Annotated in this window: 20 protein-coding genes and 1 tRNA gene; 5 read left to right on the plus strand and 16 right to left on the minus strand. The window is 73.0% G+C overall.

Features of this window, described 5'->3' with window-relative positions; genetic code table 11:
• Positions 1-111: 111 nt before the first annotated feature.
• The 3 genes from ACSU53_RS12500 to ACSU53_RS12510 form a co-directional block, all read right to left on the minus strand.
• Entirely contained in the window at positions 112-327 is a 216-nt protein-coding gene (locus ACSU53_RS12500; RefSeq protein ID WP_437027286.1) for a hypothetical protein, read from the minus strand.
• Positions 328-487: 160 nt separating this feature from the next.
• Entirely contained in the window at positions 488-682 is a 195-nt protein-coding gene (locus ACSU53_RS12505) for a hypothetical protein (protein ID WP_437027288.1), read from the minus strand.
• 103 nt (positions 683-785) lie between these two features.
• Positions 786-867 (minus strand) — tRNA-Tyr (locus ACSU53_RS12510).
• A 233-nt stretch (positions 868-1,100) separates the two neighbouring features.
• Between ACSU53_RS12510 and ACSU53_RS12515 the strand changes: the two genes are divergently transcribed.
• Entirely contained in the window at positions 1,101-1,589 is a 489-nt protein-coding gene (locus ACSU53_RS12515) for a YajQ family cyclic di-GMP-binding protein (RefSeq protein ID WP_164333297.1), read from the plus strand.
• Positions 1,590-1,727: 138 nt separating this feature from the next.
• Here the strand turns inward: ACSU53_RS12515 and ACSU53_RS12520 are convergent, their stop codons facing one another.
• Complete coding sequence (locus ACSU53_RS12520; RefSeq protein WP_437027290.1) at positions 1,728-1,994, minus strand: GlsB/YeaQ/YmgE family stress response membrane protein; 267 nt, start codon at positions 1,992-1,994, stop codon at positions 1,728-1,730.
• Between the two features lie 122 nt (positions 1,995-2,116).
• Between ACSU53_RS12520 and ACSU53_RS12525 the strand changes: the two genes are divergently transcribed.
• Positions 2,117-3,367 (plus strand): APC family permease, encoded by a 1,251-nt coding sequence (locus ACSU53_RS12525; protein ID WP_437027292.1) that lies wholly within the window; start codon positions 2,117-2,119, stop codon positions 3,365-3,367.
• A 656-nt stretch (positions 3,368-4,023) separates the two neighbouring features.
• On the opposite strand, the gene ACSU53_RS12530 is transcribed toward ACSU53_RS12525, so the two are convergent.
• From ACSU53_RS12530 to ACSU53_RS12585, 12 genes are all read right to left on the minus strand, one after another.
• Entirely contained in the window at positions 4,024-4,419 is a 396-nt protein-coding gene (locus ACSU53_RS12530) for a YccF domain-containing protein (protein WP_437027294.1), read from the minus strand.
• Entirely contained in the window at positions 4,416-5,279 is an 864-nt protein-coding gene (gene htpX, locus ACSU53_RS12535) for a zinc metalloprotease HtpX (RefSeq protein WP_437027296.1), read from the minus strand. The genes ACSU53_RS12530 and htpX overlap by 4 nt, the downstream gene beginning before the upstream one ends.
• A 252-nt stretch (positions 5,280-5,531) precedes the next feature.
• On the minus strand, positions 5,532-7,031 hold the full coding sequence (locus ACSU53_RS12540; protein ID WP_437027298.1) for an NADH-quinone oxidoreductase subunit N: 1,500 nt from the start codon (positions 7,029-7,031) through the stop codon (positions 5,532-5,534).
• A complete protein-coding gene (locus ACSU53_RS12545) occupies positions 7,028-8,602 on the minus strand; it encodes a complex I subunit 4 family protein (protein WP_437027300.1) in 1,575 nt (524 codons plus the stop codon). Before ACSU53_RS12545 ends, ACSU53_RS12540 begins: the two co-directional genes overlap by 4 nt.
• A 6-nt stretch (positions 8,603-8,608) precedes the next feature.
• Positions 8,609-10,603: an NADH-quinone oxidoreductase subunit 5 family protein gene (locus ACSU53_RS12550; RefSeq protein WP_437027302.1), complete on the minus strand. Its 1,995-nt coding sequence runs from the start codon at positions 10,601-10,603 to the stop codon at positions 8,609-8,611.
• Positions 10,600-11,031 carry an NADH-quinone oxidoreductase subunit NuoK gene (gene nuoK, locus ACSU53_RS12555; RefSeq protein ID WP_437027304.1) on the minus strand — a complete coding sequence of 144 codons (432 nt, stop codon included), beginning with the start codon at positions 11,029-11,031 and terminating at the stop codon, positions 10,600-10,602. Before nuoK ends, ACSU53_RS12550 begins: the two co-directional genes overlap by 4 nt.
• Positions 11,031-11,876 carry an NADH-quinone oxidoreductase subunit J gene (locus tag ACSU53_RS12560; RefSeq protein WP_437027306.1) on the minus strand — a complete coding sequence of 282 codons (846 nt, stop codon included), beginning with the start codon at positions 11,874-11,876 and terminating at the stop codon, positions 11,031-11,033. The genes nuoK and ACSU53_RS12560 overlap by 1 nt, the downstream gene beginning before the upstream one ends.
• Positions 11,873-12,574, minus strand: a complete 702-nt coding sequence (locus ACSU53_RS12565) for a NuoI/complex I 23 kDa subunit family protein (RefSeq protein ID WP_437027308.1) — start codon at positions 12,572-12,574, stop codon at positions 11,873-11,875. The genes ACSU53_RS12560 and ACSU53_RS12565 overlap by 4 nt, the downstream gene beginning before the upstream one ends.
• Positions 12,574-13,542, minus strand: a complete 969-nt coding sequence (locus ACSU53_RS12570) for a complex I subunit 1/NuoH family protein (RefSeq protein WP_437027310.1) — start codon at positions 13,540-13,542, stop codon at positions 12,574-12,576. Before ACSU53_RS12570 ends, ACSU53_RS12565 begins: the two co-directional genes overlap by 1 nt.
• Positions 13,539-15,284: an NADH-quinone oxidoreductase subunit C gene (locus ACSU53_RS12575; RefSeq protein ID WP_437027312.1), complete on the minus strand. Its 1,746-nt coding sequence runs from the start codon at positions 15,282-15,284 to the stop codon at positions 13,539-13,541. The genes ACSU53_RS12570 and ACSU53_RS12575 overlap by 4 nt, the downstream gene beginning before the upstream one ends.
• On the minus strand, positions 15,281-16,117 hold the full coding sequence (locus tag ACSU53_RS12580; protein WP_437027314.1) for an NADH-quinone oxidoreductase subunit B: 837 nt from the start codon (positions 16,115-16,117) through the stop codon (positions 15,281-15,283). Before ACSU53_RS12580 ends, ACSU53_RS12575 begins: the two co-directional genes overlap by 4 nt.
• Positions 16,108-16,527 (minus strand): NADH-quinone oxidoreductase subunit A, encoded by a 420-nt coding sequence (locus tag ACSU53_RS12585; RefSeq protein ID WP_437027316.1) that lies wholly within the window; start codon positions 16,525-16,527, stop codon positions 16,108-16,110. The genes ACSU53_RS12580 and ACSU53_RS12585 overlap by 10 nt, the downstream gene beginning before the upstream one ends.
• Positions 16,528-16,796: 269 nt before the next feature.
• Here ACSU53_RS12585 and ACSU53_RS12590 point away from each other — a divergent pair, with 269 nt between their 5' ends.
• The 3 genes from ACSU53_RS12590 to ACSU53_RS12600 all read left to right on the plus strand — a co-directional run bounded on the left by ACSU53_RS12590 (position 16,797) and on the right by ACSU53_RS12600 (position 20,770).
• Positions 16,797-18,107 (plus strand): sensor histidine kinase, encoded by a 1,311-nt coding sequence (locus ACSU53_RS12590; protein ID WP_437027318.1) that lies wholly within the window; start codon positions 16,797-16,799, stop codon positions 18,105-18,107.
• A 266-nt stretch (positions 18,108-18,373) separates the two neighbouring features.
• A complete protein-coding gene (locus ACSU53_RS12595) occupies positions 18,374-19,759 on the plus strand; it encodes a sensor histidine kinase (RefSeq protein ID WP_437027320.1) in 1,386 nt (461 codons plus the stop codon).
• Positions 19,760-20,110: 351 nt separating this feature from the next.
• Positions 20,111-20,770, plus strand: coding sequence for a response regulator transcription factor (locus ACSU53_RS12600; RefSeq protein ID WP_437033155.1), 660 nt, complete (start codon positions 20,111-20,113; stop codon positions 20,768-20,770).
• The last annotated feature ends 6 nt before the right edge of the window (positions 20,771-20,776 follow it).

Consider the following 20,776-nt stretch of genomic DNA (forward strand, 5'->3'; position numbering starts at 1 on the left):
CCGGATCGTCGGCGTAGCCGTGTCGTTCGGCGCGGACGCGCGGACGCCCCCTCCCCGGGCGGCAGCCGGGCAGGCGGGTCGGCGAACAGTCCTGCGGCCGGGGGGCCTCGTCTAGAACAAGGGCATCTGCCCGGGGAACTCGGGCACGACGTACCCGTCCAGTGCGGGCTGCTCGGCTGCCCCGAGCCGGGCTTGCCGACGTGAACCGGGGCACGACGTCAGTTCCCCGCTCTGCCGTGCGCCGGGCGGATCGTGGCGCGCGTACCGTCCGGCGACGACGGCGATCTCACGGCGGCACTCGGGACACGTTCTGCGACGGGACGGCATGCCGCCAAGTCTGCCCGTTTCCCGCCCGGTCCGGCCCCGAGCGAGAGGAACCCCTGCGCACCGCCGGGAAGCGGAACGGAGGGCGTTCCTCTCGCTGATGCCCATGCGCCGGCGCCTGCCGATGTGCCCGTACCCGCGCCCGGAGCCGGCCGGCGGGACGTCAGGGCCTCGGGCCTCGCTCGGCCCGGCCCTGGCCGGCCCGTCGGCGCGGGACCGTCGCCCCGCCCAGCGTGGCTGCCAGGAGGATGGCCACCAGGGCGGACGTCGCCCACACCGGCGGTTCCAGCGCCCGCAGCACCGACGCGCAGACCACGCTGATGACGGCGACCGTCAGTGCCGCGGCGCTGTTCCTCACGAGTGACGGGGCTCACGGAGAGGGTGGGGACACGTTGCTTCCAGGCAGGACGAAGGGCCCGTGACCTGCTGTTCTAGCAGGTCACGGGCCCTTCGTTCCCGTGTGGCGGCGCCAGGATTCGAACCTGGGAAGGCTGAGCCGGCAGATTTACAGTCTGCTCCCTTTGGCCGCTCGGGCACACCGCCGGGGTTGCTGCCCATGGCCCGCCTTGCGGCGGTGCTCCGTGGCAACGACGTAAACAATACCCGATGGGCAGGGGTGCTTCGCCACCCGATTGATCGCCACCCGGGGCGCGCGGGGTGGCTAGGCTTGTGCGGATGCGGCCCGGGACCGTTGCGGGGCTCGGTGGCCGCCCACGTTCGCCGGTACGGATGCGGTTCGCAGCCGATGCGCACCCCGATACAAGGAGCCACAGGACATGGCCGACTCCAGTTTCGACATCGTCTCGAAGGTCGAGCGGCAGGAGGTCGACAACGCCCTCAACCAGGCCGCCAAGGAGATCTCGCAGCGCTACGACTTCAAGGGCGTGGGCGCCTCGATCTCGTGGTCCGGGGAGAAGATCCTCATGGAGGCGAACTCCGAGGACCGGGTGAAGGCTGTCCTCGATGTCTTCCAGTCCAAGCTGATCAAGCGCGGCATCTCCCTGAAGGCCCTGGACGCCGGTGAGCCGCAGCTCTCGGGCAAGGAGTACAAGATCTTCGCGTCGATCCAGGAGGGCATCTCCCAGGAGAACGCGAAGAAGGTGGCGAAGATCATTCGCGACGAGGGGCCCAAGGGCGTGAAGGCCCAGATCCAGGGCGAGGAGCTGCGGGTCAGCTCGAAGAGCCGGGACGATCTGCAGACGGTCATCGCACTGCTCAAGGGCAAGGACTTCGACTTCGCCCTGCAGTTCGTCAACTACCGCTAGGGCACCGCGTGGTGGGTCCGTGCCGGGCCCGCCCCGCAGTCGCGGACGGGCGGCTGACGCCGCGTGAGGACAAGGAAAGGGTGGGCACCTCCCCGGTGCCCACCCTTTCTGCGTGTCGTCCTCCGTCGGCGGGTCGCGTCAGCGGCGTGAGTGGCCGAACAGCAGGCGATAGGCGATCAGGAGCACCAGCGAGCCGCCGATGGCGGCGACCCAGGTGGTGCCGTCGTAGAAGTCCTTGGTGATCGGGTGGTCCAGCCAGCGGGACGAGATCCAGCCGCCGAGGAAGGCGCCGGCGACGCCGATCAGGGTCGTGCCGATGAGGCCGCCCGGGTCACGGCCCGGGAGCAGGAACTTCGCGATCGCCCCGGCCAACAGGCCCAGGATGATCCAACTGATGATCGTCATACTCCGAGCCTGCCCTTTCGTGCCGCGCCACACCCTCCCGTTGCCGGGTGTTCATGCCGTCGTGACGCTAAGGACGCCGTCGATACGCCCGATGGTTGCAACGGTCAGTAGCGTGCAGCCTCATGACAGCACCTTCCGGCCCTGGTCTCCGCCGCACCCTCGGTGTCGGCGACGCCGTGGTCATCGGTCTCGGTTCGATGGTGGGAGCCGGGATTTTCGCAGCCCTGGCACCCGCCGCCCGCGCGGCCGGCTCCGGGCTGCTCCTCGGGCTGGCGGTCGCCGCCGTGGTCGCGTACTGCAACGCGACGTCGTCGGCGCGGCTGGCGTCCCGCTACCCGGCGTCCGGCGGCACCTACGTCTACGGGCGCGAGCGGCTCGGTGAGTTCTGGGGGTATCTCGCGGGCTGGGCGTTCGTGGTCGGCAAGACGGCCTCCTGTGCGGCCATGGCGCTCACGGTGGGTGCCTATGTGTGGCCGGAGCAGGCGCACGCGGTGGCGGTCGCGGCGGTGGTGGCGCTGACCGCGGTGAACTACGGCGGGGTCAGGAAGTCCGCGCGGCTGACGCGGATCATCGTGGCCGTCGTCATGGCCGTCCTTGCCGGGGTGGTGGCCGCGTCCCTGTCGTCGGGGCAGGCCGAGGGCGGGCACCTGGCCCTCGGGGCGTCGGGCGGTGTGAGCGGGGTGCTGCAGGCGGCGGGGCTGCTGTTCTTCGCCTTCGCCGGGTACGCGCGCATCGCGACACTCGGCGAGGAGGTGCGCGATCCGGCGCGGACGATTCCGCGCGCGATCCCGCTCGCCCTGGGGATCGCGCTGGCCGTGTACGCGGCGGTCGCGGTCGCCGTCCTCTCCGTCCTGGGGCCGGACCGGCTCGGAGAGGCGGTGGCTCCGCTGGCCGACGCGGTACGGGAGGCCGGGGTGCCCTGGCTGGTGCCGGTGGTGCGGGTGGGTGCGGCGCTGGCCGCGCTCGGGTCGTTGCTCGCGCTGATCCTGGGCGTGTCGCGGACGACGCTGGCCATGGCCCGGGACCGGCATCTTCCGGTCGCCCTGGCGGGCGTGCATCCGCGGTTCCAGGTGCCGCACCGGGCCGAGCTGGCCGTGGGTGCCGTGGTCGTCGTCCTGGCCGCCACGGTGGATGTGCGGGGCGCGATCGGGTTCTCCTCTTTCGGGGTGCTGGTGTACTACGCGGTGGCCAACGCGTCCGCCTGGACGCTGCGGCCGGGGGCGATGGCCCGCGTGGTCCCGGCCGTCGGGCTCGTCGGGTGCGCCGTGCTGGCCTTCTCGCTGCCGGCCGACTCGGTGGTGGTGGGTGCGGGCGTGCTGGCCTTGGGTGCACTGGTGTACGCGGCGCGGCGGGGTACGGCCGCTGTGCGGTAGGCCGGCTGCCGGCCATGCTGCGGTGGACGGGATGGGCGGCGCGGGCGTCCGGCGGCAGCCGGGGAGCGGCGACTGCCTGACCTCGGAGTGAGGGGCGAGGGGCGGAGGGGTAGGCCCGGAGGCGAGGAACGGGCGGCTGGAGCCGGGGTGTGTGGCGGCGGACGTGCGGACTCGTGAGGGACCGTCCCGGAGGCGAGGCCCCATCCCGTGCCCGGGCGTCGTCGAGAACCGGGCGGGGCGGTGGTCGTGGTGGGCGGGGTGTGGTCATGCGTCCATCGTGGGGGCCGTGCGCGATCTGCGGCAGCCCTGTGGACAACCGGCGGCCTGCGGACAATGAGGAGTCTGTGGACAACCGGCGACCTGTGGACGAGCAACGGCTTGTGGACAACCCGCGGCCTGTGGACAGCCAGCGGCCTGTGGACGGCTCCCGTACCCATCGCCCATCGCGGTGGACAGAGGCATGAGCTGAGCCCCAGACCTCGGACATCTGACTCGGACATCGGACCGTCGAGCATCGGACCGTCGAGCATCCGGCATCGTGCACCGACGGCCGCACCCGGGAGCCCGCATCGTGGTGCCGCGCGGCCCCCTCCCCGCCCGGTGCCAGGCCGGGACCTCCCCCCGCTCCGGGCTCTGGCCGGGGCCGGCCGCCCGTCCTAGTACGCCGTGGTGAACGGGCGATCCGTGCGGACGATCTCGCGGCCCATCGGGAGCAGTGAGACCGGGATCAGCTTGAAGTTGGCGATGCCGAGCGGGATGCCGATGATCGTGACGCACAGGGCGATGCCGGTGGCGATGTGGCCGAGGGCCAGCCACCAGCCGGCCAGGAGCAGCCACAGGACGTTGCCCACGCAGGACGGGGCGCCCGCGTCACGTCGTTCGACCGCCTCGTATCCGAAGGGCCACAGGGCGTAGACGCCGATGCGGAAGGCGGCGATCCCGAAGGGGATGCCGATGATGGTGATGCACAGCAGCACGCCTGCGAGCAGGTAGGCGAGGAACAGCCAGAAGCCGCTGAGGACGAGCCAAATGACGTTCAGGATGGTCTTCACTGAGGGCGACCTGCCATCTTCTCGAGCCGGGCGATGCGTTCCGCCATCGGCGGATGGGTGGAGAACATCTTCGACAGCCCCTGGCCCGGGCGGAACGGGTTCGCGATCATCATGTGGCTGGCCGTCTCGATCCGGGGCTCGGGGGGCAGCGGGAGCTGCTTGGTGCCTGTTTCCAGTTTGCGCAGTGCGGCGGCGAGTGCGAGTGGATCGCCGGTGAGCTGGGCGCCGGAGGCGTCGGCCTCGTACTCGCGGGAGCGGCTGATGGCGAGTTGGATGAGGCTGGCGGCGAGGGGCCCCAGGATGAGAATCATCAGCATGCCGAGGATGCCGGGGCCGTCGTCGTCGCTGGAGCGGCCGATCGGGATCAGCCAGGCGAAGTTCACCAGGAACATGATCACGGAGGCGAGGGCTCCCGCGACCGAGGAGATCAGGATGTCGCGGTTGTGGACGTGGCTGAGTTCGTGGCCGATGACGCCGCGCAGTTCGCGCTCGTCGAGCAGGCGCAGGATGCCTTCCGTGCAGCACACGGCGGCGTTGCGGGGGTTGCGGCCGGTGGCGAAGGCGTTCGGCGCCTCGGTGGGCGAGATGTACAGCCGGGGCATGGGCTGGCGGGCCTGCGTGGAGAGCTCGCGGACCATGCGGTACAGCCCGGGTGCCTCGAACTCGCTGACCGGGCGGGCCCGCATCGCGCGCAGGGCGATCTTGTCGCTGTTCCAGTACGCGTAGGCGTTGGTGGCCAGGGCGACGACGACGGCGACGACGAGGCCCGTGCGGCCGAAGAAGCTGCCGATGACGATGATGACTGCGGACAGTCCCCCGAGGAGGACCGCGGTCCTGAGCCCGTTGTGCCGGCGGTGCACGGTACGCCCTCCAAGTCGTGCGGCAGGGGGACCCTTGCGCTTGCTCGCTGATCTTCCGTCCGACCTGTGACAGCACGGGTGCGTGATGTCACGTCCAGTGGACCCTTCCCTTTCGGTCAACGCCAGGCGGGGGGCACGAGTTCCCTTGTCCCCGCGGTGGCGCGTGTCAACCGTCCGGGTGACGGCGGCTCCCGGTGGCGGACGTGTGCGCGCCGGGTGCCCCGCGTCGGGCGTCGGATGCCCTGCCCGGGTTCAGAACAGGCCGGTGCCGGTGAAGCGCAGGATCAGCTGGGGCGCCCCGGAGAGGGCGACGCCGAGGACGCCGGTGAGGGCCAGGGCGGCGGTGAGCGGGACGGGGAGGCGGTGCGGCGCCGGTGTGCCGTCGGGGGCGCGGAAGAGCAGGGCGGTCCAGCGGAGGTAGTAGACGAGCGCGATGACGACGTTGACGGCCATGACGACGGCGAGCCAGCCGAGTCCGGCGTCGACGGCCGCGGCGAAGACGGTGACCTTGGCGAAGAGGCCGATGATGCCGGGCGGCAGTCCGGCCAGGCAGAGCAGGAAGAAGCCCATGAGCAGGGCGGTCAGCGGGTTGGTGGCGTAGAGGCCGCGGTAGTCGGCGACGCGGTTGAGGCGGTGGCCGCGGCCGACCAGGGCGGCGACGGCGAACGCGCCGAGGTTCACGGCGGCGTACATGAGGGCGTAGGCCACGGTGGAGCCGATGGACTTCTCGGCGTCGCCGGAGTACGCGGCGGCGGCGATCGGCACGAGGAGGAAGCCGGCCTGGCCGATGGACGACCAGGCGAGGAGGCGGACGGCGCTGTACGCGCGGGTGACGCCCTGCCGGAGCGCGCCGACGTTGCCGACGGTCATGGTGAGCGCGGCGAGCACGGCGAGGGCGGGCCCCCACACGTCGGCGTAGGACGGCAGGGCGACGACAGTGACCAGGATGAGGCCGGTGAAGCCGACGGCCTTGCCGATGACCGACAGGTAGGCGGCGATCGGCAGGGGGGCTCCGACGTAGGTGTCGGGCACCCAGAAGTGGAAGGGGGCGGCGGCGGTCTTGAAGGCGAAGCCGACGAGGGTGAGGACGACGCCGGTCTGGGCGAGGGTGACGAGCTGACCGTCGACGTCCTGGATGCGCTCGGCGAGGCGGGTCAGGTGGAGGGTGCCGGTGGCGGCGTAGAGGAAGCTGACGCCCATCAGGCTGACCGCGGTGGCGGTGACGGACGACAGGAAGAACTTCAGCGCGGCCTCCGAGGACCGTCGGTCGCCGTACCGGAGTCCGACCAGCGCGAAGGCGGGCAGGGAGGCGACCTCCAGGGCGACGATCAGCGTGGCGAGGTCGCGGGCGGCGGGCAGCAGGGCGGCGCCCGCGGCGGAGGACAGCAGCAGGAACCAGTACTCGCCGCCGGGGAGCCGCCTGCGGTCGTCGTCGAGGGCGGTGACGGACAGCAGGGCGGTGAGGAGGGCGCCGCCGAGGACCAGGAACTGGATGACGAGGGTGAAGCGGTCGGCGGTGTAGCTGCACGTGCCGGGGTCGCCCACCAGGCAGAAGGTGCTGCGGTCGGCGTCCAGGAGCGGCAGGAGCATGAGGGTGGCGGCGGCGAGCCCGGCGACGGCGATGCCGCCCAGCAGCGGTTTGCGGTGCTCGGCGACGAACAGGTCCGCGACCAGGACGAGGAGTCCGGTGACCGCCGCGAGGGTGGGCGGGGCGATGGCCAGCCAGTCGACGGACTGGACGAGGGAGCTCATCGGATGCCTCCTGCGAGGAGCTGCTGCACGGCGGGATCGGTGAGCTTCAGCAGGGCTCCCGGCCACAGCCCGGCGACGACGGTGAGGACGACGAGCGGTGTCCAGGCCGCGAACTCGTAGCCGCGCACGTCGGTGAGGGCGGGCGCGTCCTGCGGGGTGGCGCCCATGCAGACGCGGCGGACCACGACGAGCAGGTAGGCGGCGGTCAGCAGGGTGCCGAACGCGCCGATCGACATGAAGGTCAGGAAGGCGGGCCGGCTGAGGCCCTCGGCCGGGTCGAAGGCGCCGAACAGGGCGAGCATCTCGCCCCAGAACCCGGCGAGGCCGGGCAGGCCGAGGGAGGCGACGGCGGCGAAGGCGAGCAGGCCGCCCAGGCGGGGGGCCCTGCCGTAGAGGGCGGCGCCGGTCTGCCGGGCCAGGTTGTCGAGGTCGGTGCTGCCGGTGCGCTCCTTGAGCCCGCCGACGAGGAAGAACAGCAGGCCCGTGATCAGGCCGTGGGCGATGTTGGCGAACAGGGCGCCGTTGACGCCGGTGGGGTTCATGGTGGCGATGCCGAGGACGACGAAGCCCATGTGGCCGACGGAGGAGTAGGCGATGAGACGCTTCAGGTCGCCCTTCGCGCCGGGCCGGGCGAGGGCGAGGCAGGCCAGGGACCCGTAGATGATGCCGACGACGGCGAACGCGGCGAGGTAGGGGGCGAAGGTGCGGAAGCCGTCGGGGGCCGCGGGCAGCAGGATCCGGACGAATCCGTAGGTGCCCATCTTGAGCAGGACGCCGGCCAGCAGGACCGATCCCACGGTCGGGGCGGCGGTGTGGGCGTCGGGCAGCCAGCTGTGCAGGGGCCACACCGGGGTCTTGACGGCGAGCCCGATCCCGATCGCCAGAACCGCCGTGACCTGCACGGATGTGGTCAGGGACCGGCCGTTGTCAGTGGCGAGTGCCACCATGTCGAACGTGCCCGCTTCGATGCCCATCAGGAGCAGGCCGAGCAGCATGACCACGGAGCCGAGCAGCGTGTAGAGGATGAACTTCCAGGCGGCCTCGGCCCGGCCCTCGCCGCCCCAGCGGGCGATGAGGAAGTACATCGGGATGAGGACCATCTCGAAGGCGAGGAAGAACAGGATCAGGTCGAGGACGGCGAAGGTCGCCAGGGTGCCGGACTCGAGGACGAGCAGCAGGGCGACGAACGCCTTCGGGGACGGTCCCGCGGGCGGCTTGAAGTAGGAGTAGAGGGCGCTCAGGAAGGTCAGCAGGGCCGTCAGGACCAGAAGGGGGAGGGAGATGCCGTCGGTGCCGAGGTGGATGCGCACGTCGAGCGCGGGGATCCAGCTGATGTCGGTCGTGGCCTGCATCGTCGACGGCTGGCCGTGGTCGAAGCCGGCCGCGAGGACGATCGCGGCCAGGAGGACCGCCCCGGTGACCGTGACGCCGTGCCGGAGCACGGCCTGGTCGGGGGACTTCCCCTTCAGTCCGGGCGGTGCGGGCAGCAGGGCGGTCGCGGCACCGAGGAGCGGGCCGACGACGAGGAACGCCAGAAGGAACTGCATCACGGACTCGCTGATATCGATCACGCCTGCTCACGCTCCCGTGGCGACGAGGACGGCGGCGACCGCGAGGACGACGGTGCCGGCGAGCAGCGCGCTCACATAGGTCTGCACATTGCCGGTCTGGGCGCGGCGTACGGCGGTTCCGAGCCAGCGGGGCAGTGTGCCGGCACCGCGGACGTAGGTGTCGACGACCTCGCGGTCGAGGAACCGCACGAGTCCGGCGCCGGCCCGCACCGGGCGGACGAAGAGGGCCGTGTACACGGCGTCCAGGTGGAAGCCGGCCGCGGCGTGCCGGTGCAGGGGGCCCAGCAGCAGCCGTCCCGGGTCGGCCGGATCGGGGGCGCCCGCGATGTCGCCGTAGGCGGGCCGGTGGGCGGCGATGGCTTCCGCCTCCACCTCGCCCGCGTCGGCCTCGGGGTGGGCGGCCACGGCGCCGAGCGGTGTGCGGGCCGCGTGGGCGGTGGTGTGCCGCCAGGTGGCGTAGGTGACGATGCCGCCGACCAGGGCCACGCCCGTGCCGAGGACGGACGTGGTGAGGGTCGGGGTGAGGCCGTGCCCGTCGAACCAGTCCGGCAGCACGCGGAACGCGAGCCCGCCCAGGGCGAGTGACGGGACGGCGAGGACCCAGAGCACGGCGGTCATCGTCAGCGGCTGCCGGCCGTGGTCGGGTGCTTCGGTGCCGTGGCCGCGGAAGGCCAGCAGCCACAGGCGCGTCGCGTACGCGGCGGTGAGCAGGGCGGTGGCCAGTCCGGCGAGGAGGACGATCCAGCCCGCCGCGGCGGTGGTGTGGCCGGTGTGGCCGGTGACGACGTGTTCGGCGGCGCCGAGCACGGCTTCCTTGGAGAAGAACCCGCTGAACGGGGGGATGGCGGCGAGCGCGAGCAGGGCCACGGTCATCGTCCAGTAGGCGTCGGGCACGCGGTCCCGGAGGTGACTCATGCGGGACATGGCGGCCAGGGAGTTGGTGCCGGCGGCGTGGATGACCACACCGGCGGCGAGGAACAGCAGCGCCTTGAAGGCGCCGTGGGACAGGAGGTGGAAGACGGCCGCTCCGCGGTCGGCGACGGCGAGGGCGCCGGTCATGTAGCCGAGCTGGCCGATGGTCGAGTAGGCGAGGGCGCGTTTGATGTCGTCCTGGGCGAGCGCGGCCAGCGCCGAACCGGTCATGGTCACGGCGGCCATGACGGCGAGGACGGTCATCGCGGCCCCGGACGCCTCGAAGAGGGGGAGCAGCCGGGCGACGAAGTAGACACCGGCGGCGACCATCGTCGCGGCGTGGATGAGCGCCGAGACGGGGGTCGGGCCGGCCATGGCGTCGGGCAGCCAGGTGTGCAGCGGGAACTGCGCCGACTTGCCGGCGACGCCTGCCAGGAGGAGCAGCGCGATCAGCGTGGGGTGCTCGATGCCGCCGCTCGCCACCGCGCCGAGGACCCGGGTGATGCGGAAGGACCCGGCCTCGTGGGCGAGGGCGAACAGGCCGATAAGGAAGGGGACGTCGCCCAGTTTGGTGACCAGGAACGCCTTGAGGGAGGCGGCGCGGGCCTCGGGGGTCTCCCAGTAGTGGCCGACGAGGAAGTAGGAGCAGATGCCCATCACTTCCCAGCCGACCAGCAGCACCATCAGGTCGCCGGAGTAGACGACCAGGAACATCGCGGAGGTGAACAGGGAGACCAGTGCGGCGTAGGAGGGGTAGCGCGGGTCGTTGCGCAGGTAGCCGGTGGAGTAGATCTGCACGCAGGTGGCGACGACGCCGACCACGACGGCGGTGAGGGCGGCGAAGCCGTCGATGTGCAGGGCGAGTTCGATGGGGACGGACCCGGTCGGGGTCAGCTCGGTGGCGGCGTCGACGGCCCGGCCCCCGCCCTGCCGCCCGGCGACGATCGCGGCCAGGACGAGGGAGGTGAGGGTCGGTAGGACGGCGAGCGGGCGCGCGAAGCCGGGCGCGGTGCGGCCGAGGAGCAGTCCGGCGATCGCCCCGAGGAAGGGCAGGAGGGGGACGAGGACGGCGAGAGTGGTCGTGGTCACGCGGTGGCCTCAGCCTTCTCGGCGGCCGGCCCGGTCGCCGGGGCCGCGGGAGCGTCGCTGTCGGATGCGCCGTCGGAGCCCTCATGGCCGTCGGGTTCGCCGGGGCCGTGGCCCTCGGCGGTGTCGCGGAGCTTGTCGATGTCCGCGGTGCCCCGGTTGCGGTGGACCGCGAGGACGATCGCCAGCCCGATGCCGATCTCGGCCGCGGCGATGGCGATGGTGAACAGGGTGAGGGCCTGACCTGAGTGCAGGGTCTCCTCGGCGGCACGGCTGAGCCACACGTCGAAGGCGACCAGGTTCAGGTTGACCGCGTTGAGCATCAGCTCCACCGACATCAGGACCAGGATCGCGTTGCGGCGGGCGAGGACCCCGTACAGGCCGGTGCAGAAGAGGAGGACGGAGAGCACGGCGGGATAGGCGAGGTGCATCAGCGGTCCCCTTCCGGGTCGCCCGGCACGGCGTCGTCGGCCGGGGGCTCGGAGTGAGCGGAGGGGGCGGAGGGGGAGGTCTGAGCGGACGGATCGGCCGCAGCCGGGCGGGCGGTGGCGCCCGTCCGGGCGGAGGCACGGGACGACGAGGTGGCAGGCGACGGCGAGGTGGCGCCCCGGTCGGCGGCGGCGCTCGGCTGCGGGCCGGTGCCCGGCCCCCTGCCCGGCCGGTCGGATCGGGCGGCCGTGGCGGTGGGGGCCGCCTTCGCCTTGCGGGACAGGACGATCGCGCCGACCAGGGCGGCGAGGAGGAGGACGGAGAGGGCCTCGAAGGGGAGGACCCAGTGCTGGAAGAGGGCGGCGCCGGTCACGTCGGTGGAGCCGGAGGGCGCGCCCTCCAGGTCGATCCAGGTCGTGCGGAAGGCGTCCACGACGACCCAGACCAGGGTGCCCGCGGCGGCCACGGCCACGGCGAGCGCGAACCACCGGTTGCCCGAGTCGGCGTCCGGGGACCGTCCGATGGGCGCCCTGGTGAGCATCAGGCCGAACAGGATGAGGACGATGACGGAACCGACGTAGATGAGGACCTGCACCCAGGCGATGAACTCGGCGGTGAGCAGGAGGTATTCGACGGCGAGACCCCCGAGGGCCACCACCAGCCACAGGGCGGCGTGCACCAGTTGGCGGGTGGTGACGGTGATGACGGCGGCGCCGAGGGTGACCAGGCCGACGAGGAGGAAGGTGATCTCCACGCCGGTGGGTGAGAGGAAACCGTGGGACTCGGCCGCCAGGTGCGGGGCGCCGGCGCCTCCGGCCAGGCCGGCGACGGTCGCTGCGAGGGTCATTCCCGGCCCTCCTGCCGTGGGTGCCGTGTCGGCCGCGGCTGGTCCGTCTGCTGCTTCGACTCGCCCGCGGGGCGGGTGGGTGACTCGGCGGCACGGGCCTGCTCGTCGGCGTGCGCCCCGGTGCCGGACGGGCCGGCCGGGGACGGCGGCGCGGCCGGGGCGCTCTCGGACGCCTGGGCGGCGGCCAGCTTGTCGGCGGTCTTGCGGGCGGCGGCGAGTTCCTTCGGTTCCTCGGCGCCGGGATCGAGGGCGGGCGGGGCCGGCACCGTCCACATCCACTCGCGGAGCTTGTCGCGCTCGTGGGTGAGGTCGCGGATGTCGGTCTCGGCGTACTCGAACTCGGGTGACCAGAACAGCGCGTCGAAGGGGCAGACCTCGATGCAGATACCGCAGTACATGCAGAGGGAGAAATCGATGGCGAAACGGTCCAGGACGTTGCGCTGGCGTTCCCGGCCACCGGGGGCCGCGGGCGGGACGGTCTCCTTGTGGGAGTCGATGTAGATGCACCAGTCCGGGCACTCGCGGGCGCACAGCATGCAGACCGTGCAGTTCTCCTCGAAGAGTGCGATCACCCCGCGGCTGCGCGGGGGGAGGTCGGGCTGGGTGTCCGGGTACTGCGCGGTGACGGACTTCTTCGTCATGGTCCGCAGGGTGACGGCCAGCCCCTTGGCCAGGCCGCTGCCGGGGACGGGAGCCATTACGCGATCACCACCTTGACGATGCCGGTGAGGGCGATCTGAGCGAGGGCGAGGGGGACCAGTACGGTCCAGGCGAACTTCTGCAGCTGGTCCTCGCGCAGCCGGGGATGGGTGACGCGGAGCCAGATCACCACGAAGGCGAGGACCGCGGTCTTCAGCAGGGTCCAGACCCAGCCGAGCCCGTCGGCGCCCCACGGGCCGTGCCAGCCGCCCAGGAACAGGACGGTGGTCAGCGCGCAGAGGACGACGATCCCGGCGTACTCGGCGAGGAGGAACAGGGCGAAGCGCAGACCGGTGTACTCGGTGTACGCGCCGAAGATGATCTCCGAGTCGGCGACGGGCATGTCGAAGGGCGGGCGCTGGAGTTCGGCGAGCCCGGCGACGAAGAAGACGAGCGCCCCGGTGATCTGCCAGGGCAGCCACCACCACTCGAAGGCGTCCAGGATGCCGACGAGCGAGACGGTGCCGGCCGCCATGGCCACGGAGGCGGCGGTGAGCAGCATCGGCAGTTCGTAGGCGAGGAGTTGGGCGGCGGTACGCAGGCCGCCGAGGAGGGAGTACTTGTTGGCGGAGGCCCATCCCGCCATGAGCGAGCCGAGGACACCGACGCCCATGACCGCGAGGACGAAGAACAGGCCCGCGTCGATCACCTGGCCCACGGCGCCCTCGCCCGGCCCGACCGGGATGGCCAGCAGCACGAGCAGGTACGGCAGGAGGGCGACGGCCGGGGCGAGCTGGAAGATGCGGCGGTCGGCGCGGGCCGGGACCACGTCCTCCTTCTGCGCGAACTTCACGCCGTCGGCGATGAGCTGGGCCCAGCCGTGGAAGCCGCCCGCGTACATCGGGCCCAGGCGGCCCTGCATGTGGGCCATCACCTTGTGCTCGGTCTGACCGACGAGCAGGGGGAAGGTGAGGAACACGACGAAGACGATCAGCAGTCGCAGGGCGACGTCGAGCACGTCGGTCACTGCCGGCCTCCCCGGTGATCATCGGTCTCGCCGGATTCTGCGGAGTCTCCGGAGTTTGCGGACCCGGCGGAGTCGTCGGCTCCGGCGGCTCCGGCGGCTCCGGAGGAGCCCTCCGACCCGGCGGCGCCCTCCGGTCCGGTGGATCCATCGGACCGCTTGGATCCGCTGGTGGCATCGGTCCGATGGGGCGCATCGGACTCGCCGGACGCACCGGACCCGGCGGAGGCGCCGGACTCGCCGGACCCCTCGGAGTCGCCGGACCCCTCGGTCGTGTGGCCGGGCGGCTCGGCCGCTGGTCCGCCGGGGGGCGGGGCGGACGTGCTGCCTCCGGTGCCGGTGCCGGTGCCGACGCCCGTGGCGGTGCCGGGGGCGGGGCCGGCACCGGCCTCCTCGGCCGCGGATGGCTCACCGTCGCCGGCCTCGTGCTCGGCTTCGGGACGTGGTCCGGCCCCGGCCTTCTCCCCGGCCGTGGTCCGGTCGCCGGATTCGGCCGGGTCGGTGGTCTCGTCGAAGGCCGGGCGGGCGTGGTGCCACGGGGCGTCCGGGCTGCGGGGCCCCGCGGGGGGCCTGGCCCCGGCGGCTGCTTCCCGCGTGGCACCGACGTCCTTCGCGGGAGTCTCCTCGGCTGAGGCGTGCTCGGCGGAGGCGTGCTCGGCTGAAGCCTTGTCGGCCGGGGTGTCCCGGGGCTGCCGGCCCGCCCGCTGGCTCGCCGAGCCCTCGGACGCGCTGCGGGTCCGCCGGACGGGCCGCGCGGGACGGGCGCCGGCTTCGGGCGCCCCGGGCGCAGCGGCCGGGGTACGTGGCGTCGTGTCGGGGTGGGACGCGTCGGAGGGTGCCGAAGGCTTCCCGGCCGACTGGCTGACCGACCCCTCCGCCGCCGAACGCATCCGGCGGGGCGGCCGGCCGCCCGCGGCGGGGCCGGCCGGAGCGGAACCGGCCGGGGCTCCCGCACCCGCGCCCGTACCCGTACTCGCGCCGCCGCCCGCGCTCGCACCCGCGCCGCCGCCCGTGCCGCTGCTCGGCGGGGTGGACGACTGGCTGGCCGAGCCGTCCGCGGCCGAACGGGTACGGCGGACCGGACGGTCACCGGCACCGCGACCGGCCGCACCGGCCGTACCGGCCGCACCGGCCGTCCGGCCCGCTCCCCGGGCCGGGCGGGCCGGGGCCGCGGGGAGTTGGCCCTTCAGGGGGCCCCACTCGTTGGGGTCGGGGACGCCCGGGGGCAGCATCTGGCGGCGGCGCGGGCCGCCGTGCTCGGACTCGCCGGGCTCCTTCGCGCCGGGCCACGCCTTGGCGACGCGTGCGGCGAGGACGAAGTCCTTGCGGAGGGGGTGCCCTTCGAAGCCCTCGGGCAGCAACAAATGGTCCAGCGCCGGGTGGCCGGTGAAGTCGATGCCGAACATCTCGAACGTCTCGCGCTCGTGCCACGCGGCGCCCGCGTAGACGTCCACGGCGCTCGGGAGGGCCGGGGACTCGTGCGGGACGGTGGTGCGCAGCAGCAGGCGGCGCACCGGCGACAGCGCGGCGACGTGGGCCGCGACGCGGAAGCCCGTGCCGGGTTCGTCGACCGCGCTCAGCCAGTCGAAGTAGGTGCAGCCGAGGCGGTCGCGCGCCGTCTCCAGCGCGGTGATCCAGGAGGCGGGCGGTACGTCGACGGTGAGGACGTCGTACGACTCCTCGGCGGTGGCGTCCGCGCCGAACAACGCCTCGGTGCCGTCAGGGAGCCAGCCGACCGTCGTCATCGGTCACCCTCCGCACCCGCCGTGCCCGCGGCACCCGTCGTGCCCGTACCCGTCACATCCGTGGCGCCCGCCGTGCCCGTACCCGTGGCACCTTCCGCGCCTCCGGCGCCTCCGGCGGCTCCGGACACCCCCGGCTCGGGCGGCCGTACGAGGTCGCTCTGCAGGGCCGCCGCGGACGGGCGTTGCGCCGCGTACCGCTCCCCCAGCGACTCCCGGGCGATCTTCTCCTGGAGCTTGAGGATGCCCTGGAGCAGCGCCTCCGGCCGGGGCGGGCAGCCGGGGACGTAGACGTCGACGGGGATGATCTGGTCGACGCCCTTGGTGACCGAGTAGGAGTCCCAGTACGGGCCGCCGCAGTTGCTGCACGCGCCGAAGGAGATGACGTACTTCGGCTCCGGCATCTGCTCGTACAGGCGCTTCACGGCGGGCGCCATCTTGTCCGTGACCGTGCCGGACACCACCATCAGGTCGGCCTGGCGCGGCCCCGGGGCGAACGGGATGACGCCGAGGCGGATGAAGTCGTGGCGGGCCATCGACGCGGCGATGAACTCGATCGCGCAGCAGGCGAGGCCGAAGTTGAAGACCCAGAGCGAGTAGCGGCGGCCCCAGTTGAGGATCACCTTCATCGGCTCGGGGGCCAGCCGGGAGAGGATCCCCAGCCGGGCGCCGCCCTCGGCGGGCGGCATCGCCGGGTCCGGCAGCAGCACCGGCTCGGCTTCGCGGCCGGCGGGAGACGAAGGGGCCGCGGCAGTCGCGCCATGCGCGGAAGCCGCAGCATGCGCAGGAGTCGCAGAGGTCGCGGGGGTCGCGGAAGTCGCGCGGGTCACGTCCATGTCAGGACGCCCTTCTTGTATGCGTACAGCAGTCCGACGGCGAGGAAGCCGAGGAAGATGAACATCTCCACCAGGGTGGTCGCCCCGTAGCCGTCGGCGGCGAAGACGGTCGCCCACGGGAAGAGGAAGACCGAGTCGACGGCGAAGATGACGTAGAGGAAGGCGTAGACGTAGTAGCGGACCTGGGTGTGGGCCCAGCCCTCGCCCACGGGGTCGACTCCGCATTCGTAGGTCAGCAGTTTCTCGGGCGTCGGCACGACGGGCCTGAGCAGACGCCCCGCGCCGAAGGCCACGGCGACGAACAGCACGCCGACGACGGCGAGCAGTCCGACGACCGAGTACGCCTGGAAGTAGTCCGCCGCGACGTGCGCAGCGACGACGGTCGAGTCGACGACGGTCGGTTCCCGCACGTCCGCCCCTCACTCCTCGGCTGTGTTGTCCCTGATCCGCGCCTGTGACCGTCGGCCGGTACCCGACGGGCCGCCGGGCACACTGTCGTACAGGACGATCCGTCCGGGCCGTCCGTCCCGACGATCTGTACGGACGGGAGTCTAGGCCCTGATAAAGGCACGGTAAGCAGCCCGTCGCCCACTCCGCCCGGGGGGTGGGGTTTTCCCCCGGGGACGAGGGCGGTCCCCCTCATGGCGCGGGTCCCCGTGTGACGGGCAGGCTAGGGCCCATGACCGAGCATGGCGACCCCGGCGACCCCGGCGACTTCGACGGCGGCCTCGGCGGGCTTCGTGTCCGCGCGGGCCGCGACACGGGCGACGGCCGTCCGCCGCCTCCCCGTTTCGCTTTCGACCGGCACACCTGGAAGGAGATCGCCCATCTCCTGCTGAACCTCCCGGTGTCGCTGGTCGGTTTCACCTACGTGGTGAGCGTGCTGTTCACCAGTACCTTGCTGACCATCACCGTGATCGGGCTGCCCCTGCTCGCCGCCGCGCTGATGGGCGCGCGGCTGCTGGGGAAGGCGGAGCGGGCCCGGGCGAGGGCGTTGCTCGGGGTGCGGATCGACGAGCCGAGCCGGCTCCCGATGCCGGGCTCCGTCGGGGTCTGGCAGCAGCTGTGGATGGCGCTGAAGGACCCCGTGGGCTGGCGCACCATGCTCTACGAGCTGATCCGGCTGCCGTGGGGTGTCCTCACCTTCTCCGTCACGCTGGTCTCGCTGTTCGTGCTCTGGCCGGTGCTGCCCTACCTCGCCCGCGGGATGACCGAGGTGGACCGGGCGTTGGTCAGGGGGCTGCTCTCCCCGTCCGACGAGCTGGAACGGCGCATCGCCGAACTGGAGTCGGACCGGGGCGTGGTGGTCGACACGGCGGCGGCCGACCTGCGCCGCATCGAACGCGACCTGCACGACGGCGCCCAGGCCCGGCTGGTCAACCTCGCCATGGGACTGGGCCTGGCCAAGGAGAAGCTGCTGGAGGACCCGGACACGGCGGCGGCGATGGTCGAGGAGGCCCACGGTGAGGTGAAACTGGCCCTGCAGGAACTGCGGGACCTCGCCCGGGGCATCCACCCCGCGGTGCTGACCGACCGGGGGCTGGACGCGGCCCTGTCGTCGGTCGCCTCGCGCTGCACGGTGCCGGTGAAGGCGACGGTCGACCTGACCGAACGCCCGGCCGCCGCCATCGAGGGCATCGCGTACTTCACCGTCTCGGAACTGCTGCAGAACGTGAGCAAGCACAGCGGTGCGCGGTCCGCGTCAGTCGACGTGTGGCGCGCCGACGACCGGCTGCTGGTGCAGGTGGGGGACGACGGCAACGGGGGCGCGAGCCTGGACCGGGGTACGGGGATGCGCGGCCTCGCCGACCGGCTGGGAGCGGTCGACGGCCTGTTCGTCGTGGACTCCCCGCCCGGCGGCCCGACGACGGTGACGGCGGAGCTGCCGTGGCGCGACCGCACCGGCGCCCGCGCCGACGGCGCCCGCGCGTCCCACGCCCCGCCCGCTCCCGGCGCCCCGCCCCCTCCCCCGCGTCCGGCCGCGCCCTGAGGCGTCCGCAGGCCCCGCCCCCGCCCCCGTGCTTCCCGCGCGGGGGCGTTCGGGTACCCGGGGCACCGAAGGGCGCGTACGGCGGAACGGAGCCCTCTGTACCCGGGCGCCGAAGGGCACGAAGGGCGCGTACGGCGGGGGCGAGGCCCCGCGGGTGGGGTTAACCCCCCGTCCAGGACTGCGACGGACTCCATGGTCCGCCGACCTGCGGCGGAGGAGGCTGGAGTACGACAGCACAGCCGCGGACAGGGAGAGGGACGACGCCGATGGCCACCGACCACGGACAGGGCGACGAGTACGGCTACGGGCCGGCCCACGGACTCGGCAGCGGGCCGGGGTACCGGGGCGCCGCCGAGCGCCGCCACCGGCTGCCGGCCGCACTGCGGGCGCCGATCGAGGGGCGCACCTGGCGGGAGCTGGGATACGTCCTGCTGAGCCTGCCGATCAGCATCGTGCTGTTCACCTACGCGGTCACCATGGTGTCGCTGGGGGCCGGTCTGCTGGTGACCTTCCTGGGCGTCCCGGTGCTGGCGGCGGCGCTCGCGGGGTGCCGCGGCATCGGCACCCTGGAGCGGGCGCGGGCCCGGGCGCTGCTGGACCTGGAGGTCGACGAGCCGGAACCGGTGCGGATGAAGAAGCCGGGCGTGATGGCCTGGATGGGGGCGGTGCTCAAGAGCGGCACCTCCTGGCGGGCCCTGCTGTACTCGGTGCTCCAGATGCCGTGGTCGGTGTTCACCTTCACCGTGACGGTGACGTTCTGGTCGATCGGCTGGACGCTGCTGACGTACCCGCTGTGGTTCTGGGTGTACCCGGTCTACGGCAGCCAGGGCGGCATGCAGCTGTACGGGGACGGGCAGCACCGCATCTATCTGGACAACGCCTTCGAGGTCACGGTGACCGCGCTGGTCGGCCTGCTGTTCACGATCGCCACGCCGTGGATCGTGCGGGCGCTGACGACGGTCGACCGGGTCATGGTGCACGGGCTGCTGGGTCCGTCCCGGCTGGCGACGCGGGTGGTGGAGCTGGAGTCGGACCGGGGCGTGGTGGTCGACACGGCGGCGGCCGACCTGCGCCGCATCGAACGCGACCTGCACGACGGTGCCCAGGCCCGGCTGGTCAACCTCGCCATGGGGCTGGGCCTGGCCAAGGAGAAGCTGCGGGAGGACCCGCAGGCCGCGGCCCACATGGTGGACGAGGCGCACGGCGAGGTGAAGACCGCGCTCCAGGAGCTGCGGGACCTGGCCCGGGGCATCCACCCGGCGGTGCTGACCGACCGGGGCCTGGACGCGGCGCTGTCGTCGGTCGCCTCGCGCTGCACGGTGCCGGTGCGGGTCGAGGTGGACCTGACCGAGCGGCCCGCGTCGGCGATCGAGGGCATCGCGTACTTCACGGTCTCCGAGCTGCTGCAGAACATCAGCAAGCACTCGGGCGCCACTGCGGCGAGCGTGGAGGTGTGGCGGACGGAGGACCGGCTGCTGCTCCAGGTCACCGACAACGGGGTGGGCGGCGCCGACGTGTCCGCGGGCTCCGGCCTGGCGGGTCTGGCGGAGCGGCTGGACGCGGTGGACGGCGTCCTGGTGGTCGATTCCCCGGCGGGCGGCCCGACCCGCGTGACGGCCGAGCTGCCGTGGCGCACCGAACCGCACCGGTGAGCCTTCCGCCCGCGTCCCGCCCCCGGACCCCCGGGCCCGTCCCGCACACGGCGCCCGGGGGTCCGTCCCGCCCCGAGCCCCCCGGGGCGCCCGTCCCGGCAGCCCGGGGGCCGGCGTCCCGGTGACGCCACGGCCGCCGTCCGCTCCCCACCGTCCGTCCGGTGGCCCCGGCGGCGACGGCGGCGACGGCGGTCCCTGGTGGCGCCGGACGCCGGCCCCCGGCGGCGGACACTCCCGGCCGCGTCCCCCTCCGCAGGTCCGGATCGAGCTGGGATGCTGGTCCTGTCGACCGGGCCGCCACACGGGCGGTCGCGGGACAGGGCTGGGGGGCCGAGGAACGTGGAGGACAGGGTGCGGGTGGTCATCGCCGAGGATTCGGTGCTGTTGCGGGAGGGGCTGACCCGGCTGCTGACCGACCGGGGCCACGAGGTGGTGGCCGGAGTGGGTGACGGCGACGCGCTCGTCAAGACCGTCGGCGAACTGGCCGGACAGGGGGAGCTGCCGGACGTGGTCGTCGCCGACGTCCGGATGCCGCCGACCCACACCGACGAGGGCGTGCGCGCGGCGGTGCAGCTGCGCAGGTCGCACCCGGGGGTCGGTGTCCTGGTGCTGTCGCAGTACGTGGAGGAGCGCTACGCCACCGAGCTGCTCGCCGGTTCCAGCCGGGGCGTCGGCTACCTGCTCAAGGACCGGGTGGCCGAGGTGCGCGAGTTCGTGGACGCGGTCGTACGGGTGGCCGAGGGCGGCACGGCCCTGGACCCGGAGGTGGTCGCCCAGCTGCTCGGGCGCTCCCGCAAGCAGGACGTGCTCGCGGGACTCACCCCGCGGGAGCGCGAGGTCCTGGGGCTGATGGCCGAGGGGCGCACGAACTCGGCGATCGCCCGGCAGCTGGTGGTGAGCGACGGCGCGGTGGAGAAGCACGTCAGCAACATCTTCATGAAGCTGGGGCTGTCCCCGAGCGACGGCGATCACCGCAGGGTGCTGGCCGTGCTCACCTATCTGAACTCCTGACCCGCC

It is taken from the genome of Streptomyces sp. enrichment culture, assembly GCF_964273255.1.
Lineage (GTDB): Bacteria > Actinomycetota > Actinomycetes > Streptomycetales > Streptomycetaceae > Streptomyces.

Excerpts from the sequence above, each read along its gene's own strand:
- ACSU53_RS12500 (WP_437027286.1), bottom strand. The coding sequence starts at position 327 with ATGCCGTCCCGTCGCAGAACGTGTCCCGAGTGCCGCCGTGAGATCGCC.
- ACSU53_RS12560 (WP_437027306.1), bottom strand. The coding sequence starts at position 11,876 with ATGACCCTCGCAGCGACCGTCGCCGGCCTGGCCGGAGGCGCCGGCGCC.
- ACSU53_RS12590 (WP_437027318.1), top strand. The coding sequence starts at position 16,797 with ATGACCGAGCATGGCGACCCCGGCGACCCCGGCGACTTCGACGGCGGC.
- ACSU53_RS12520 (WP_437027290.1), bottom strand. The coding sequence starts at position 1,994 with ATGACGATCATCAGTTGGATCATCCTGGGCCTGTTGGCCGGGGCGATC.
- ACSU53_RS12580 (WP_437027314.1), bottom strand. The coding sequence starts at position 16,117 with ATGGACGTGACCCGCGCGACTTCCGCGACCCCCGCGACCTCTGCGACT.
- nuoK (WP_437027304.1), bottom strand. The coding sequence starts at position 11,031 with ATGCACCTCGCCTATCCCGCCGTGCTCTCCGTCCTCCTCTTCTGCACC.
- ACSU53_RS12565 (WP_437027308.1), bottom strand. The coding sequence starts at position 12,574 with ATGGCTCCCGTCCCCGGCAGCGGCCTGGCCAAGGGGCTGGCCGTCACC.
- ACSU53_RS12575 (WP_437027312.1), bottom strand. The coding sequence starts at position 15,284 with ATGACGACGGTCGGCTGGCTCCCTGACGGCACCGAGGCGTTGTTCGGC.
- ACSU53_RS12525 (WP_437027292.1), top strand. The coding sequence starts at position 2,117 with ATGACAGCACCTTCCGGCCCTGGTCTCCGCCGCACCCTCGGTGTCGGC.
- ACSU53_RS12595 (WP_437027320.1), top strand. The coding sequence starts at position 18,374 with ATGGCCACCGACCACGGACAGGGCGACGAGTACGGCTACGGGCCGGCC.
- ACSU53_RS12540 (WP_437027298.1), bottom strand. The coding sequence starts at position 7,031 with ATGAGCTCCCTCGTCCAGTCCGTCGACTGGCTGGCCATCGCCCCGCCC.
- ACSU53_RS12515 (WP_164333297.1), top strand. The coding sequence starts at position 1,101 with ATGGCCGACTCCAGTTTCGACATCGTCTCGAAGGTCGAGCGGCAGGAG.